The following is a 15,569-nucleotide window of genomic DNA, read 5'->3' as shown; positions in this document are numbered from 1 at the left end:
CCGGAGGCCTTCGTGTCCCACCCTAACGCCACCCTGACCCCACGCACCCGCCTGCGGCTCGCCCGGTTGATCGTCGAGCAGGGCTGGACCTGCACTGCCGCAGCGAAGATGTTCATGGTCGCGCCAGAACCGCCGCGAAGTGGGCGCAGCGCTACCAGGACGAGGGCGAAGCCGGGATGGCTGATCGCAGCAGCCGCCCGCGCCGCAGCCCGGCCCGCACCCCCGCACACCTGGTCCGGGCGATCGTGCGGCTGCGGTGGCGGCAGCGGCTGGGCCCGGTCCAGATCGGCGGCCGGCTCGACCTGCCCGCATCCACGGTGCACGCAGTGCTCGTTCGCTGCCGGATCAACCGCCTGTCCCGGCTCGACCGGGTCACCGGTGAGCCGTTGCGCCGCTACGAGCACGACCATCCCGGGTCGCTGATCCACGTCGATGTCACCAAGTTCGGCAACATCCCCGACGGCGGCGGACACCGCTACGTCGGCCGGGCTCAAGGCGAGATCAACAAACGAGCCACGCCCGGCCTGGCCCGCGGCGCGGACTACAAGCCCCGCACCGGCACCGCGTTCGTGCACACCGTCATCGATGATCACTCCCGTGTCGCCTACGCCGAAATCCACGCCGACGAGACAGCAGTGACTGCCATCGCGGTGCTGCGCCGGGCAGTGGCCTGGTTCGCCGAGCTGGGCGTGATCGTCGAGCGGGTGCTGTCGGACAACGGGTCGGCCTACCGCTCGCACGCTTGGCGGGACACCTGCGCCGAGCTGGGCGTCGTCCCGAAGCGGACCCGGCCTTACCGGCCGCAGACCAATGGCAAGGTCGAGCGGTTCCACCGCACCTTGGCCGACGGGTGGGCCTACGCTTGCTTCTACCCGTCGGAGGCCCTGCGGCGGGCGGCGCTACCGGGCTGGCTGCACTTCTACAATCATCATCGACCCCACAGCTCAACCGGCGGCAAGCCGCCGGTCACCCGGCTGACCAACCTCTCTGGACATCACACCTAGGCCGGCCGCGTGTAGCGGTGCTTCACCCCGGCCGGGAAGTACTCGGGATCCCCGGCCGGGCGCAGGACGACGTCGGGCAGCTGCCGGTCCGCGGGGACGTAGTGCGCGAACTCGCTGTTGAGCCGGACCAGCTGCGCGCGCACGGATTCCGCGATCCGGCCGGCGTCCGCGCTCGCGCCCGGCGCCGTCTCGACGGTGATCCGCAACCGCCGGTCGCGGTCGGCGTCCTCGTGCGCCTCGATGACGAACTTCCCGGTGACGGTGTCGCTGATGCCGGGCTGCTCCAGGCCGACGGTGACGTTCTCCGGGTAGACGTTCGCGCCGAAGAACGACACCGTGAACAGCGACCGGCCGAAGACGTACACGAACGGCAGCTCCGGCCCGGGCGGCGGCGTGAAGCCGTGCCGGGCGCAGTAGGCGAGCAGTTCGGCGTGCGGCAGGACGCCGCCGTCGTCGGCGATGTGGTATCGGATCAGCGGGATCCCGCCGTCCGCGGTGAAGACGAGGGTGCCGTCGTGCACCTCGAAGTAGCGGCTCGCGGGGTCGTACTGCACGAGGGTCGGGAGCCGCGCGTCGCCGAAGACTTCGCGGGCGAGGTCCGGGTGCTCGGCGAAGAACCGCCGGATGCCCACGGACACCGGGGTTTCGGTGCCGAGCACCCCCGCGTCCGCCGTGCCGTAGAGCGACGCGACGCCGGTCACGGGATCGGCGACGCCGGCACGCCGGGCGACGAGGTCGCGCCACTGCTCGCTGAAGACCTCACCGGCGAGGACGAGCTTGATCGCGTACACGGGCCAGTCGATGCCGCCGGCCAGCCCGGTGTCGACGACGTCCTTGACGAACGGCGGGTAGCCCAGCAGCACGACCTGCTCGAAGTGCGGCGCGAGCTCCGGCAGCACGCGCAGGATCTCGGCCTTGTTGTTGCCCGGCGCCACGACGGTGATCGGGCAGCCCTTGGCGGCGAGGTGGCGCACGCACGCCGTGGTGAACAGCCCGCCGACCCAGGTCCCGAGCGGGAAGCAGACGACGGCGAGAGTGCTTTTGCGGTCGGCGTGGAAGCCCTCGACCAGCACCTGTTCGAAGCGGCGGGCGACGTGCAGCTCGTCTTCGAGCGCCCGCGGCCAGATGGCGGGGTGGCCGCTGGACCCGGAGGAGACGGCGATCATGTCGAGCTCGTCGAAGGTGCCGCCGCGGCACAGCTCGGGCAGCGGGTACTTCCCGTGGTAGCCGGCCTTGTCGACCAGCGGCAGGGCCGCGAAGTCGGCCATCGTCGCGACGTCGTCCGGCGCGATCCCGTGCTCCCGGAGGAACTTCCGGTACGCGGGCACGGTTTCGGCGGTGCGGCGGAAGAGGTCGAGGACGTGCTGCGCGGAGGCGGGTTCCGGGGGAGCGAAGAAGGTGTCGAACGCCTGGCGCACGCGGGTCTGCCGGCCGAGGTCCATGATCGGAGCATAGCGGCCGGCGCGTGTCATGATGGGCGCGTGAGCACCTCCGCGGAGCAGCACCCCGCCGGCGCGCCGTTGACCCTCTACCTGGTCAAACGGCTCGAGCTGGTGATCCGGGCGCTGCTCGACGACGCGCTGCGCCCGCTCGGGCTCACGACCCTGCAGTACACGGCGCTGACGGTGCTGCAGGCCAGCGGCCCGCTGTCGTCGGCGCAGCTGGCCCGCCGGTCGTTCCTCCGGCCGCAGACGATGCACGAGATGGTGCTGGCGCTGGAGAACCGCGGCCTGATCGCGCGAACCCCGAAGGCGGGCAACAAGCGCGTCCTGCTGGCCGGCCTGACGGACGCCGGGCAGGCCCTGCTGGCCGGCTGCGCACCCGCGGTCGCGGAGGTGGAGCACGCCCTGCTGGCCGACCTCAGCCCCGGCCAGCGCGCGACGTTCCGCGAGGGCCTGCAGCACGGCGTGACGGCGTTGGGAGCGCTGTCAGAGCTCCGCCGCTCTCAGGAAGCCTGATTTTTCGCCGACGAGTGTGGTTAGTGGCGACTGGACGATCCGCGGCGGCCGACTGGAGTCTTTACTCAGGCATGCTGACACTTGCGGATTAGTCCGGACGAGTGGAAGCGACGAGTGGCGCGTAGCACGGGTGTGGCGCCGTGCGTTGGAGGGTACGTCCCCAGTCCAGCGCATCCGCCCCTGGAGGTTCCCCGACGTGACCCGGGCTCGCGACGCGGCCGGCCCCTCGGTCGCCACGCGCCGGCTAGTGGTAGTGGCCGGAGCGATAGCGGGTTTGTGGCTGGTGCTGTGGCTGACGTCGGGTGACGCCGACGCGGCCACGCCGGAGGATGGCCCGGGTGGGGTGGGGGCGGTTGCCCAGGTGGTGCGCCCGGTGCCTGGGGTGAGTGGGCCGGGGCGGTCGGTCGAGCCCGCGGTGCCAGCTGTGCCTGAGGTTCCTGCTGCGTCGGTGGCCGCGCGGGTGGCGCGCTCGGCGGGGCCTGCGGTGCGATCCGTGCCCGAGGCTCTCGCTGCGCCGGTCAAGACGACTGCGCCAGGGGTGCGTTCCGCGGTACCCGCCATGCCCGCGGTACCCGCTGCGTCGGCGACAAAGGCGACTGAGCCGGTGGTGCGTTCGGCGGGGCCGGTGGCGCAGGCCGTGCGCTCGGCCGAGCCGGTAGCCGATGCAGCGATTTCGCCGCTGGTACGCCCGGTCTCCGCTACTGCCAAGACCCTCGCGCCGGTCGTCCGGCCGGTGGCCCGGCCAGTGCGCTCGGCCGAACCGCTGACCGAGGCAGCCGCCGCCGTGGTGGCGCCCGTTGCCACCGTCGCCGGGCCCGTGGTCGAGTCGGTTACCCACGCCCTCGAGCCGGTCACCAACGCCGCCGGTGCCGGTGTCGCTCCCGTGCTCGAGCCGGTCACCGACGTCGTGCAAGCCGTCGCGAAGCCGGTCACCACCACGGCCGCCGCGGTGGTTCGGCCTGTCGTGCAGGCGGTCGCACCGGTCGTGGCCCCGCTGACCAGCGCGGTCGGCGCGGTGGTGCAGCCGGTGGTGCGTTCCGCCGAACCCGTGCTGGCCCCCGTCACCAAAACCGTCCTGGCGCCGGTGACCGATGTCGTGCAGGCGGTGGCGAAGCCGATCGTCGACACCGCCGGCGCGGTGGTCGAACCCGTCGTGCGCACGGTCGACCCCAGCACCGACGGCGCCGGGCCCGGGACCGATCCCGACGTCGTCGAGCCGCCCGCGCTGCCGGCGAAAACCTCGCAGCCGTCGCGGAAAGCCCTGCTCTCCGCGCCGGTGACCGCCACCGCGCCGGATCCCGCGAGACTGTACAAAGTGGACCTTCAGCGATCCTCGCCGAAGGCGCACCAGGCACGTCCCGCGCACCGGTCGCACCCGACGTCCCAAGCTCGTCGCGCGCCCGCCCAGGCGCCTCCGGTGCCCGTTGCTCCCAGGGCGCCCGCGCCGTCCGATCTCGCCGGTGGCTCCGGCAGCACCATTCCGCCCGCGTTGCTGACCTTCACCAACGGGACCCGCGACCCGCGGCCCGGCGCGCGGGCGTCCGAGGACTTCGTGCCGCTCTTCCGGCCCTGCAAACCGGGCACCGGTCCCGGCTAGGCCCGTCCCGACCTTCCGCTCCGTCGTGCGCTCCGCGGCGCGTTCCGCGCTGCCCGCGACCAGAACTCGAACCGAACAACCACGCGTGGAAGAGGGACGTAATGGAAGCGAACGTGTTCGACCTCGGGAAGGTGCGAAGAGACGCGGTGGTCACCGTCCGCCTGGACGCGATGGCCAACGTCAGGCTCCTGACGGAGGTCAACTTCCAGGCATACCGGCGCCGGCAGTACTACCGGATGCACGGCGGGGTGGCCACCGCACCGATGTTCAAGATCCACATCCCCGCCAACGCGCACTGGTTCCTGGTGCTCGACGTCGAAGGGCTGGAGAACCTGCCGCTCCGCCCGCGGGTGAGCGTCGAGCCCGAACCGGCCGCGGCGGCCAGGGGACGCACCGGCCGTCGGTGACCGCGTCCCTCCGCGGCCTTCGGGTCGCGGAGGGACCCGCTCCCGAGAGCGCACCGGACCTGCGGCTCCCGTGGTCCGCCTCCCGCCCGCACGCCGACCTTCGGCGGATTTACAACGTTGTACCAACGATGTAAAAGTTGGTCCGCGCTGTTCGCACGCCGTCGAAGGGGTCACCGATGTCCTCGCCTGCCCGTGCTCACCTCACCCGCCGCGACCTGCTCCGGCTCGCCGGGGGAACGGCCGCCGCCGTTGCCGCCGCGCTCTGGCTGCCCGGAACCGCCGTCGCGGGTACCTTCAGCCCGATCCGGCCGCCCGCCACGCCGCTCATCGTGCGGTCGCCCTACCTGTCCACCTGGCAGCCCGCCGACAACCTGGCCGGCACCTGGTCGAGCTTCTGGACCGGGCACGTCACCGCGCTGTGCGGCCTCGCCCGCATCGACGGCGCCGCGTACGTCTTCGCCGGCTCGCCCGCCCTGCCGTCCGGGCCCGCCCTCACCCCGATGACACAGGTCAGCCTGCAGGTCACCGGCACCCGCTCGACCTACGTCCTCACCGGCGGGGGCGTGAACCTCACCGTCACGTTCTTCTCGCCGGTCGACCCCGCGAACCTGCAACGCCAGTGCGTGCCCTTCGGCTACGTGACCCTCCAGGCCGCCAGTGCCGACGGCCGCGCGCACGTCGTCGACCTGCACTTCGACACCTCCGCCGAGTGGGTGCACGGGAACACCTCGACCCCGGTCACCTGGACGCAGCAGCAAGCCGGCGGCTACACGCTGCTCAGCTGCACCCCGGCGGCTCCGGGCGTCCTCCAGGAGAACGGCGACCAGGCAAGCTGGGGATCGCTCGTGCTCGCCGCGCCGACGTCCGGGACCAGCTGGCAGATCGGGCAGGACACCGTCGTGCGCGCCGCCTCGGCGGGGCAGGGCGCCCTGAACAACACCAGCGACACCGCCCAGCCGCGGGCGATCAGCGACCGCTGGCCGGTGCTCGCCTTCAACAAGAACTTCGGCACGATCCCGGCCGGTGGCACCTCGGCCCCCTTCACGCTCTCGATCGGCCACGTCCGCACACCCGCCGTCCGGTACCTCGGCACCCCGCTGAACCCCTGGTGGACGCACTACTGGGGCAGCTGGCCGGACATGGCCGTCTGGTTCGGCAACGACTACGCGAGCGCGCTGTCCGCCGCGACCGCGATCGACCAGCGCCTGCACGACGACGCCGTCGCGGCGGCCGGCGGCGGCACCACCGGCGAGCACTACGCCGGGATCTGCGCGCTCGCGCTGCGCCAGGCGTTCGGCGGCACCGAACTCGTCGACCGCGGCGGCGCGCCGTGGGCCTTCCTCAAGGAGATCTCCTCCAACGGCAACATGTCCACAGTGGACGTCACCTACCCGGCGTTCCCCGCCTACCTCCACCTGTCCCCGGCCTACCTGCGGCTGGTCCTGGAACCGCTGCTCGACTACGCCGAGCGCGGCGGCTGGCCGATGCAGTTCGCCGAGCACGACCTCGGCACCCACTACCCGGACGCGACCGGGCACAACGACGGCAACGAAGAGAGCATGCCGGTCGAGGAGTCGGCCAACATGCTGATCATGGCCGCCGCGCTCGTGCAGCGGCTCCCGTCGGCCGACGCCGTGGCCTTCGCGAACACCCACTACCGGATCCTGCGGCAGTGGGCCGAGTACCTGGTCGGCACCACCCTGGACCCCGGCTTCCAGAACCAGACCGACGACTTCACCGGGTTCATCGCGCACAGCGCCAACCTCGCGCTCAAGGGCATCATCGGCGTCGGCGCGATGGGCGTCATCGCCGCCGCGGCCGGCAACACGGCCGACGCCCAGCGCTACCGCTCGACCTCGCGCAGCTACGTCAGCCAGTGGGTGACGCTCGCGCAGGACTCCTCGAACCAGCACCTCAAGCTCGCCTACGACCAGCCCGGCACGTGGAGCCTGAAGTACAACGGCTTCGCCGACCGCGTGCTCGGGCTCGACCTCGTCCCGCTCGGCGTCGCCGCGCAGGAGGCCGCCTGGTACCAGGGCCGCGCGGGCGCCCACGGCGTCCTGCTCGACCCGCGCAACAACTACACGAAGGCCGACTGGGAACTGTGGACCGCGGCGTGGCTCACCGACCAGCCGAACATCCGGACCACGCTGGTCGAAGGCGTCTACAGCTACGCGAACACCACGCCGCAGCGGGTGCCGTTCAGCGACTGGTACGTCGTCGCCGACGGGACCCAGCGCGGGTTCCAGGCCCGCCCGGTCGCCGGCGGCTACCTCGCCCTGCTGACCCGCCCGGCGGCGTCGACGACGGTCTGGCGCAAGCTGCAGAACCAGCGCTCGGGCAAGGTGCTCGCCGTGTCGAACATGTCGCTGGCCGACACCGCGGAGGTCACGCAGTGGACGGACAACGGCACCGCCGACCACCTCTGGGCGGTCGTCGAGAACGGCGACGGCACCGTCCGGATCGTCAACCGCAACAGCGGCAAGGTCCTCGCGGTGCACGACCAGAGCCTCGACAACGGCGCCCACGTGCAGCAGTACCAGGACAACGGCACGCCCGACCACAACTGGCGGATCGTCGACGCGGGCGGCGGCTGGTCCAAGCTCGTCAACGTCCGCAGCGGCAAGGTCATGGCGGTCGACCAGCAGTCCACGGCGGACGGCGCCCAGGTGACCCAGTGGGACGACAACGGGACACCGGACCACCTGTGGCGGTTCGTCTGACGCCGTTTGCGACACTGGCGCCGTGCGCGCCGACCCCATCCGCCGGTTCCTGGCCGAGCAGGACCCGCCGACCCCGTGCCTGGTCGTCGACACCGACGTCGTCGCCGCCCGGGCGCGGGAGCTCCGGGCGGCCTTCCCCGGTGCGCTGATCCGGTACGCGGTCAAGGCCAACCCGGCGCCACCGGTGCTCGACGCGCTGGTGGCGGCCGGGGTCGGCTTCGACGTGGCCGGACCGGCCGAGCTGGCGCTGTGCCTGGAGCGCGGCGCCGATCCGGCGGACATCGCCTACGGCAACCCGATCAAGAAGCCGCGGGACAGCGCGTCCGCGTTCGAGCGCGGGGTCCGGGAGTTCACTTCGGACGCGCCGGACGACGTCGACCACCTGGGCCGGCACGCGCCCGGCTCGGCCGTGTCGATCCGCGTCGTGCTCGACGGGCCCGACTCGGCGACGCCGTTCGGCCGGAAGTTCGGCTGCGAGCCGGGCGAGGCGCTGGACCTGGTGCTGCGCGCGGCCGCGCACGGGCTGCGCCCCGGTATCGCGTTCCACGTCGGTTCGCAGCAGCCGGACGTCGCCGCGTGGGAGATCGGGATCGCCACGGCCGCGAAGCTGTTCGCCGAAGCCGAGGCCCAGGGGGTCGCGATGACGCGGCTGAACCTCGGTGGCGGCTTCGCGACCGCGCACCGGGCGCGTGTGCCGTCGCTGGACGCGTACGCGAGCACGATCGCGTCGGCCCTCGAGACGCATTTCCCCGGCCAGCCGCCCGAGCTGCTGCTGGAACCGGGCCGGGTGCTCGTCGCGGACGCGGGACTGCTGCGGACCGAGGTCGTGCTGGTCGCGCACCGGGGCGGACGGCGCTGGGTGTACCTCGACATCGGCCGCTACAACGGCCTCGCCGAGGCCGAGAACGAGGCGATCGCCTACCGGTTCGAGCCGGTGCGCCCGCCCGGCGGCCCGAGCGGCCCGGTGGTGCTCGCCGGGCCGACCTGCGACGGCGACGACGTGCTCTACCAGCGGACGCCCTACGAGCTGCCGCTGGCGCTGCGGACCGGCGACCGGCTCGACCTGCCGGGCACCGGCGCCTACACCGCGAGCTACGCGTCGGTCGGCTTCAACGGCATCGAGCCGCTGCGCACGTACTGCGTCGGGCGGTGGGGGGATGCCTGAGGTCGGCCGGTTCACCGGGCGCCACGCCCTGGCCGAGCTGCACGGCGTCGACCCCGGCCTGCTCGACGACCCCGAGCGGCTGGGGGAGCTGCTGCGGGCCGCGGTGACCGAGGCGGGCGCGACGGTCGTCGACGTCGTGGCCAAGCGGTTCGCGCCGCAGGGCGCCACGGTGATCGCGCTGCTGGCCGAGTCGCACGCCTCCGTGCACACCTACCCCGAGCACGGCTCGCTGTTCGCGGACGTGTTCACCTGCGGCGAGCGCGCCGACCCCGAGCACGCGCTGCGGGTGCTGGCGAAGTCGCTGGACGCCGCTTCGGTCCACCTGTCCGTCCTGCACCGCGGAGAACGCTGATGCCCCAGATCCACGAACCGGTCGGCCCCGGCCTCACCCGCGTGTGGGAGGTCGGCGACGTCGTGTTCGACGGGCGCACGCCGTACCAGCACGTGCTGATCGGCAAGACCGCGCAAGGGGTTTCGCTGTTCTGCGACGGCGAGCGCCAGAGCACCGAGGCGAGCCAGCTCGTCTACCACGAGGCCCTGGTGGTGCCCGCGCTGCTGCTGGCCGAGCAGGTGCGGCGGGTGCTGATCATCGGGTCGAGCGAAGGGGTCGCCTCGCAGCTGGCGGTGGCCGTCGGGGCCACCCGCGTCGACCACGTCGACATCGACGAAGAAGCCGTGCGCGCCTGCGCCGAGCACCTGCCCTACGGCTACACACCCGCGGACCTCGCGCGCGGCGACGGCCCGATCCGGGTGTCCTTCGAGGACGGCTGGGCCTTCCTGGCCGCGGCCGAAGCCCGGGGCGACAGCTACGACGTGGTCGTGATCGACCTGCCGGACGAGAACGACGATCCGGATGCGCAGCACAACCGCTTGTACGGCAAGGACTTCCTCGGCCGCTGCGTGCGGGTGCTGGCGCCGGGCGGGGTGGTCACCTGCCAGGCGGGCTGCCCGACCCTGTGGCGCAACGAAACGCTACGGGCGTCGTGGCGCCGGTTCCGAGAGGTGTTCCCCACGGTGCTGTACTTCGGGTCCGACGAGCACGAGTGGGCGTTCCTGTCCGGCCGCGCGGACCACGTCGGCGACCCGGCCGCGCTGGTGGCCCGGCGGTTCGCGGAGCGGGGGAGCGAAGCGGCGACGCTGGACGCCGACGCGCTCCTCGGCGGCGCCACCCCGCCGCACTCGCTCCGGCACGGCAGTGGTCCGGACCAGTCTTGACCTTCGTTTATCCGAATATCGAAAGCTTTCGAACGTGAAATTGCGGGAAATGGATTTCCCGTACTCTTCGCGGTCGTGTTACTCCGTTCAGTGGCCGTCGAAATGGTTGCGATCGCGCTACGATCTGCTCCGCGCGCGATCATCATGATCACCAGGCACCGTGGCCCGTTTGGAGGAGCGTCATGCTCGTTATGTCGGTCGTCGCCGGAATGATTCTGTCCGCGCTCGCCGTTCCCGTCGATTCCTCGGCCGCTTCGGCTCCGACCGAAAAGATCACGCTCGACATCAAGACCATCAACGGTTCCGGCTGCCCGGCCGGTACGGCAACGGCGTCCGCGGACGTCGCGTCCGACAACACGTCCTTCACGGTGCACTACACGAACTTCACCGCCAAGGCCGGTGGGGGCGCACCGGCCCTCGACGCCCGGAAGAACTGCCAGATCAACGTGCTCGTCCATGTGCCGCAAGGATTCACGTACGCGATCGCCGAAGCCGAGTACCGCGGCTTCGCGCACATCGAGAGCGGCGCGAGCGCGCTCGAGCAGGCCAACTACTACTTCGCGGGGACGTCGCCGACCGCGCGGCTTCGCCACACCTTCCCCGGCCCGTTCCACGGTGTGTGGCGGGCCTCGGACGTGACCGAAGTCGCGGAGCTGGTGTTCGCCCCGTGCGGGGAGAGCCGAAACCTGAACATCAACGCGGAACTGCGGGCCGACGCGGGTGGCTCCGCCGGCACGTCTTTCATTGAAATGGATTCCGAACACGCGAGCGTGGACACCATTTACCACTTCGCGTGGAAGACCTGCTGAATTCCGCGGTCCTCGCCGGAAAATGTGGACCGCTCACCGGGATTCTCCGGGGTGCGGATGCGGTGAACGACTCGTTCAGGTCGCCAGGCGACCTGAACGAGTCGTTCACGACGGTCAGACGTGGGTGACCAGCAGGGTTACGCCCGCTTCGCCGCCGCAGTCCACGAAGACCGGGCCCACGCCGTTGCCGATGGTCTGGACCAGGTTCGCCTTGGCCACGAAGTGGTCCGGGCCGGCCGACAGGATCCGGATGTTCTCCAGTGCCTGCCGCTCCGGGAAGCCGCCGAGCACGGACTTCAAGCCGGTGCCGCCGCCGCAGTTCCCGGTGATCGTCACCTCTTGGCCGCGCCGGGTGGTCGGGTTGGGGCTCACCTGCACGGTGGCCCGCGCCCCCTTCGGGGGCTGGTTCGCGTTCGTCATCGTCCCCTCCGTGCTGCCCGGCTGCGCGGTCGCGCCGCCGGCCAATCCGATGCTCGCCGCCGTGACCAGGCCGGCCGCGAGGGCCAGGCCGAGCACCGTGCGGGTGGTTTTCGGGTTGCCGCGCATGGATTTTCTCCTCCTGGAACCCGGGCTCGGTCCGCCGGATCCGACCAGTCAGTCGCCGGGGGACGGGCCCAGGGTTCTCATCGGAGGAGAGTGAGACGTGGATCACATGAGAAGGGTCAGCGCGCGACCGGAGGGTGCTCGGTCTCCGCGGTCGGCACCAGGCGGCATCGTCGTTCGAACCGCTCCATGAGGACGGTAGCGATCAGGACGGCCACTGGGGTGCTCACCGCGATCCACATGCCTGAAGAGCTACCCAAGCGCGCGGGCTCTCAATCGCCCGCCGAAAGTCCCGCGATCAGCTCCAGCAGCCGGCCCCGGAAAGCCGGGTCCTCGCCGAGTCCGCCGAGCAGGGCGGGTTCGGCGCGCACCGCGCGGTCGAGGATCGCCCGTCCGGGTGAAGTCATCCGGGTCAGGTGACGACGGGCGTCGGCCGGATCCGGGGTGCGCGTCACGAAACCCGCCTTCGCGAGGCGGTCGAGCGTGCGGCTCATCGTCTGGTCGGTCACCTGGCAGTGCTGGGCCAGCGTGCGCTGGGGGAGCGGCCCGTCGCGCAACGAGTGCAGCGCGATCAGCCCCGCGTGGGTGAGTCCCATGCCGGCGAGGACGGTCACCCAGCGTTGCTCCACCAGCCGGGCGGCGGCAGCCAGCAGCCGGCCGGTGGGCCACGTGCTGAGGTCGGGTTCGGGGGCTGTGCTCACCGTCACTCCGGGTCGTCGTGCAAAATGTTCAGCCTGCTGAACAATAGGGCGTGTTCGCCCTCGAAAGGACCTTAGCGACCATGAACGACTCACCGCGCCGCCTCCGCTGGCTGCTCCCCGCACTGCTCGTGGTCGCCTGGCTCGGGCTGGGCGGGTTCGGCGGCCCGTTCGCGGGGAAGCTCAGCGAGGTCGCGAAGAACGACAACGCCGCGTTCCTGCCGAGCTCGGCCGAGGCCACCGAGGTCGCCGACGAGCAGAAGGCGTTCACCCCGCGCCAGGTGCTGCCCGCGACCGTCGTCGCCGAGCGCCCGGCCGGCCTGACCGCCGCGGACCGGCAGTTCCTCGACGCCAAAGCGCGGGAGCTCGGCAGCGTGCCCGGCGTCGCCGGCCCGCTCGGGGCGCCCGAAAAGGCGCCGCGGGACGACCAGGCCGTGCAGCTCAGCGTGCCGATCCTCGCCGACGGCAACCCCGGTGACGTCGTCAAGGAGGTCCGCGCGAAGCTCACCGGTGCCCCCGACGGGCTCACCGTGCTCGTCACCGGGCCCGCCGGGCAGATCGCCGACCTGGTCAAGGCGTTCGGCGGCATCGACGGCATCCTGCTGCTCGTCGCGGGCGGGGTGGTCGCGCTGATCCTCATCGCCGTCTACCGCAGCCCCCTGCTGCCGTTCCTGGTCCTGCTGTCGGCGGTGTTCGCACTCGGGCTCGCCAGCCTCGTCGTCTACCTGCTGGCCGAGAACGACGTCCTCGCGCTCAACGGCCAGAGCCAGGGCATCCTCTCGATCCTCGTCTTCGGCGCGGCCACCGACTACGCGCTCCTGCTCGTCGCGCGGTTCCGCGAACAGCTGCGCGACACCCAGAGCCGCTTCGACGCGCTGAAGCTGGCCTGGCGCGCGACTCTCGAACCGATCGCCGCGTCGGCGGGGACCGTCGTGCTCGGCGTGCTGTGCCTGCTCTTCAGCGACCTCAACTCCAACAAGGGACTCGGCCCGGTCGCGGCGATCGGCATCGGCGCCGCGCTGCTCGCGTCGACGACGTTCCTGCCTGCGGTGCTGGCACTGTGCGGCCGCGGCGCGTTCTGGCCGTTCAGGCCGGCGTTCGGCTCGCCGCACCCGGAGACGTCCGGCATCTGGGGCCGGGTCGCCCGGCTGGTCGGCCGCCGGCCGCGGGTGGTCTGGGTGGTGACGGCGCTGGTGCTCGGCGTCGGTGTCGCGTTCCTGCCGCAGCTCAAGGCGTCCGGCACCGCGCAGTCCGACGTGTTCCTCACCGAGGTCGAATCCGGGACGGGGCAGGAGATCCTCGGCCGCCACTTCCCGGGCGGCCTCGGCGCCCCCGCGATCACGATCGCCGACGCCGGCGCGCTGCCGGCGGTGCTGCAGGCGTCCACAATGGACGGAATCGCGCAGTCGTTCCCGCTGCCCGGCCCGGACGGGCGGCCCAAGGTGGTCGGCGGCCGGGTGCAGGTCCTGTCCGTGCTGAACGACCCGGCGGACTCGGAGGCGGCGGTCGCGACCGTCGGCAAGCTGCGCGACGCGGTCCACGCGATCCCCGGCGCGAACGCGAAGGTCGGCGGCCCGACCGCGATCCAGCTGGACACGCAGCAGACGTCCGAACACGACCGCGCGCTGATCATCCCGATCGTGCTGCTGGTGATCTTCCTGGTGCTGGCCCTGCTGCTGCGCTCGCTGCTCGCACCTCTGCTGCTGATCGCCACGGTGGTGCTGTCGTTCGCGGCGACGATGGGCGTGTCGGCCATCGTGTTCAACCACATCTTCGGTTTCCCGGGCGCGGACCCGGTCGTGCCGCTGTTCGGGTTCGTCTTCCTGGTGGCGCTGGGGATCGACTACAACATCTTCCTGATGACCCGTGTCCGCGAAGAGGCGCTGGCCCGGGGAACGCACGAAGGCACGTTGCGCGGGCTGTCCCTGACCGGTGGGGTGATCACGTCGGCCGGGGTCGTGCTCGCGGCGACCTTCTCCGCGCTCGCCGTCATCCCGATCCTGTTCCTCGCCCAGATCGCGTTCATCGTGGCCTTCGGCGTCCTGCTCGACACCCTGCTGGTGCGGTCGCTGCTGGTGCCCGCGCTGACCGTGGACGTCGGGCGCCGCATCTGGTGGCCGTCGAAGCTGGCGCGCGCGGACGCCTAGGAGATCGCCTGCTTGAAGTCGGGGCACTCGACCAGCGGCACGTGCTCGCACGTCGCCGCGTGGCGGAGGCTGTCGCGCATGCGGGTGAGGCGGTCGATGCTCTCGTCGAGCTCGGCCGCCTTGCGCGCCATCCGCTCGCGCAGCGCCGCGTCGGTCGGGGTGGCGACGAGGAACCGGGCGATCTCCGCGATGGTGAAGCCGGCGCCGCGGGCGCACGCGACCAGCTCCAGCCGCTGCAGGACGTCCGGGTGGTAGGTGCGCCGGAGGCCGTTGCGGCCCGCCGGTTCGACGAGCCCGCGCTTCTCGTAGAACCGCAGGGCCGACGGCGCGAGCCCGGTCCGCTCGGCGACCTCGGCGATGTCGAGCAGCTGCATCGTGACCTCCCGGCTCGAGCTTGACTTGAATCATAGTTCAAGTCGGACGATGGCCGGCATGAAGATCCACCACCTCAACTGCGGGTCCGTGCGGGCGATCGACGCTCCCGGCCTGCCCGCCGCGCCCGCGGTCAACCACTGCCTGCTCGCCGAAACCGCCGACGGGCTCGTCCTCGTCGAAACCGGGCTCGGCCTGGCCGACGTCCGCGATCCCGGCGGGACGCTCGGCGACGACTGGGTCGCGATGGCCCAGCCCCACCTCGCGGAGGAGGAAACCGCCGTCCGGCAGCTGGCCCGGCTCGGGTTCGCGCCGTCGGACGTGCGGCACGTCGTCGTCACGCACCTCGACGTCGACCACTGCGGCGGCCTGCCCGACTTCCCGGCCGCGACGGTGCACGTCCTCGCCGCCGAGCTCGACGCGGCCGTCGCCGAGGCACCGAGCTTCCGCTACCGGCCCGCGCACTGGGCGCACGGCCCGAAGTGGGCGACCTACGCGGCCCCGGCCGCCGACGACTGGTTCGGCTTCGCGTCCGCGCCGCTGACCGGGGTGGCGGCCGACATCCGGCTGGTGCCGCTCGGCGGCCACACGGCGGGCCACGCGGGGGTGGCGGTCCACGACGGGACGCGGTGGCTGCTGCACTGCGGGGACGCCTACTACTTCCACCGGGAGCTGGACGTGGAGCCGCAGCCGCACCCGGTCCTGGACGTCGTGCAGACGCGCTCGGAGATCCACCACGACCTCCGGCTGGGCACGCAGGCGCGGCTGCGCGAACTCGTCCGGCGGCACGGGGACGAGGTGACGGTGTTCAGCGCCCACGACCCGTGGGAGCTGGCCCGCCTCCGGGGCTAGGCGTACGGCCCGGGGAGCGTTCCGGCGGTTTCGCGGATGGTCGCATCAGGGCGGGAGCCGCGGCGCCGACCTGTCCGGG

The 15,569-nt window shown here is 72.1% G+C and carries 14 protein-coding genes and 1 pseudogene; 11 read left to right on the top strand and 4 right to left on the bottom strand.

Annotated elements, in window-relative coordinates:
• Window positions 1-12 precede the first annotated feature (12 nt).
• Window positions 13-1,004, top strand: a pseudogene (locus tag AB5J73_RS38015) (IS481 family transposase).
• Here the strand turns inward: AB5J73_RS38015 and AB5J73_RS38010 are convergent.
• Window positions 1,001-2,446 (bottom strand): phenylacetate--CoA ligase family protein, encoded by a 1,446-nt coding sequence (locus AB5J73_RS38010; protein WP_370963643.1) that lies wholly within the window; start codon window positions 2,444-2,446, stop codon window positions 1,001-1,003. The pseudogene AB5J73_RS38015 and the gene AB5J73_RS38010 sit on opposite strands and share 4 nt — an antisense overlap.
• 39 nt (window positions 2,447-2,485) lie before the next feature.
• Between AB5J73_RS38010 and AB5J73_RS38005 the strand changes: the two genes are divergently transcribed.
• From AB5J73_RS38005 to AB5J73_RS37970, 8 genes are all read left to right on the top strand, one after another.
• Window positions 2,486-2,962, top strand: coding sequence for a MarR family winged helix-turn-helix transcriptional regulator (locus AB5J73_RS38005; protein ID WP_370963642.1), 477 nt, complete (start codon window positions 2,486-2,488; stop codon window positions 2,960-2,962).
• Between the two features lie 283 nt (window positions 2,963-3,245).
• The gene (locus AB5J73_RS38000) at window positions 3,246-4,559 is read left to right on the top strand and encodes a hypothetical protein (RefSeq protein WP_370963641.1); all 1,314 of its coding nucleotides are present in this window, start codon (window positions 3,246-3,248) and stop codon (window positions 4,557-4,559) included.
• 101 nt (window positions 4,560-4,660) lie between these two features.
• Complete coding sequence (locus AB5J73_RS37995; RefSeq protein WP_086858244.1) at window positions 4,661-4,966, top strand: DUF1883 domain-containing protein; 306 nt, start codon at window positions 4,661-4,663, stop codon at window positions 4,964-4,966.
• A gap of 176 nt (window positions 4,967-5,142) precedes the next feature.
• Complete coding sequence (locus AB5J73_RS37990; RefSeq protein WP_370963640.1) at window positions 5,143-7,689, top strand: glutaminase domain-containing protein; 2,547 nt, start codon at window positions 5,143-5,145, stop codon at window positions 7,687-7,689.
• 22 nt (window positions 7,690-7,711) lie between these two features.
• Window positions 7,712-8,854 (top strand): type III PLP-dependent enzyme, encoded by a 1,143-nt coding sequence (locus AB5J73_RS37985; RefSeq protein WP_370963639.1) that lies wholly within the window; start codon window positions 7,712-7,714, stop codon window positions 8,852-8,854.
• Complete coding sequence (gene speD / locus AB5J73_RS37980; protein WP_370963638.1) at window positions 8,847-9,206, top strand: adenosylmethionine decarboxylase; 360 nt, start codon at window positions 8,847-8,849, stop codon at window positions 9,204-9,206. Before AB5J73_RS37985 ends, speD begins: the two co-directional genes overlap by 8 nt.
• Complete coding sequence (locus tag AB5J73_RS37975; protein WP_370963637.1) at window positions 9,206-10,069, top strand: spermidine synthase; 864 nt, start codon at window positions 9,206-9,208, stop codon at window positions 10,067-10,069. The genes speD and AB5J73_RS37975 overlap by 1 nt, the downstream gene beginning before the upstream one ends.
• Before the next feature lie 182 nt (window positions 10,070-10,251).
• Window positions 10,252-10,878 carry a DUF4360 domain-containing protein gene (locus tag AB5J73_RS37970; protein WP_370963636.1) on the top strand — a complete coding sequence of 209 codons (627 nt, stop codon included), beginning with the start codon at window positions 10,252-10,254 and terminating at the stop codon, window positions 10,876-10,878.
• Window positions 10,879-10,992: 114 nt separating this feature from the next.
• On the opposite strand, the gene AB5J73_RS37965 is transcribed toward AB5J73_RS37970, so the two are convergent.
• A complete protein-coding gene (locus AB5J73_RS37965) occupies window positions 10,993-11,424 on the bottom strand; it encodes a hypothetical protein (RefSeq protein WP_370963635.1) in 432 nt (143 codons plus the stop codon).
• Window positions 11,425-11,693: 269 nt separating this feature from the next.
• Entirely contained in the window at window positions 11,694-12,128 is a 435-nt protein-coding gene (locus AB5J73_RS37960; protein WP_370963634.1) for a MarR family winged helix-turn-helix transcriptional regulator, read from the bottom strand.
• 74 nt (window positions 12,129-12,202) lie between these two features.
• Between AB5J73_RS37960 and AB5J73_RS37955 the strand changes: the two genes are divergently transcribed.
• Entirely contained in the window at window positions 12,203-14,266 is a 2,064-nt protein-coding gene (locus AB5J73_RS37955; RefSeq protein WP_370963633.1) for an MMPL family transporter, read from the top strand.
• Here the strand turns inward: AB5J73_RS37955 and AB5J73_RS37950 are convergent.
• Complete coding sequence (locus AB5J73_RS37950; RefSeq protein WP_370963632.1) at window positions 14,263-14,640, bottom strand: MerR family transcriptional regulator; 378 nt, start codon at window positions 14,638-14,640, stop codon at window positions 14,263-14,265. The genes AB5J73_RS37955 and AB5J73_RS37950 overlap by 4 nt on opposite strands.
• Window positions 14,641-14,698: 58 nt before the next feature.
• Here AB5J73_RS37950 and AB5J73_RS37945 point away from each other — a divergent pair, with 58 nt between their 5' ends.
• Window positions 14,699-15,490, top strand: coding sequence for an MBL fold metallo-hydrolase (locus tag AB5J73_RS37945; RefSeq protein WP_370963631.1), 792 nt, complete (start codon window positions 14,699-14,701; stop codon window positions 15,488-15,490).
• Window positions 15,491-15,569 lie beyond the last annotated feature (79 nt).

The organism is Amycolatopsis sp. cg9, from assembly GCF_041346945.1.
Taxonomy (GTDB): domain Bacteria; phylum Actinomycetota; class Actinomycetes; order Mycobacteriales; family Pseudonocardiaceae; genus Amycolatopsis.
Note: the sequence above shows the minus strand (reverse complement) of the source record. Positions and strands in the feature narration are given on the sequence as shown.

Excerpts from the sequence above, each read along its gene's own strand:
- speD (WP_370963638.1), top strand. The coding sequence starts at position 8,847 with ATGCCTGAGGTCGGCCGGTTCACCGGGCGCCACGCCCTGGCCGAGCTG.
- AB5J73_RS37970 (WP_370963636.1), top strand. The coding sequence starts at position 10,252 with ATGCTCGTTATGTCGGTCGTCGCCGGAATGATTCTGTCCGCGCTCGCC.
- AB5J73_RS38010 (WP_370963643.1), bottom strand. The coding sequence starts at position 2,446 with ATGGACCTCGGCCGGCAGACCCGCGTGCGCCAGGCGTTCGACACCTTC.
- AB5J73_RS37975 (WP_370963637.1), top strand. The coding sequence starts at position 9,206 with ATGCCCCAGATCCACGAACCGGTCGGCCCCGGCCTCACCCGCGTGTGG.
- AB5J73_RS37995 (WP_086858244.1), top strand. The coding sequence starts at position 4,661 with ATGGAAGCGAACGTGTTCGACCTCGGGAAGGTGCGAAGAGACGCGGTG.
- AB5J73_RS37950 (WP_370963632.1), bottom strand. The coding sequence starts at position 14,640 with ATGCAGCTGCTCGACATCGCCGAGGTCGCCGAGCGGACCGGGCTCGCG.
- AB5J73_RS37965 (WP_370963635.1), bottom strand. The coding sequence starts at position 11,424 with ATGCGCGGCAACCCGAAAACCACCCGCACGGTGCTCGGCCTGGCCCTC.
- AB5J73_RS37990 (WP_370963640.1), top strand. The coding sequence starts at position 5,143 with ATGTCCTCGCCTGCCCGTGCTCACCTCACCCGCCGCGACCTGCTCCGG.
- AB5J73_RS37955 (WP_370963633.1), top strand. The coding sequence starts at position 12,203 with ATGAACGACTCACCGCGCCGCCTCCGCTGGCTGCTCCCCGCACTGCTC.
- AB5J73_RS37945 (WP_370963631.1), top strand. The coding sequence starts at position 14,699 with ATGAAGATCCACCACCTCAACTGCGGGTCCGTGCGGGCGATCGACGCT.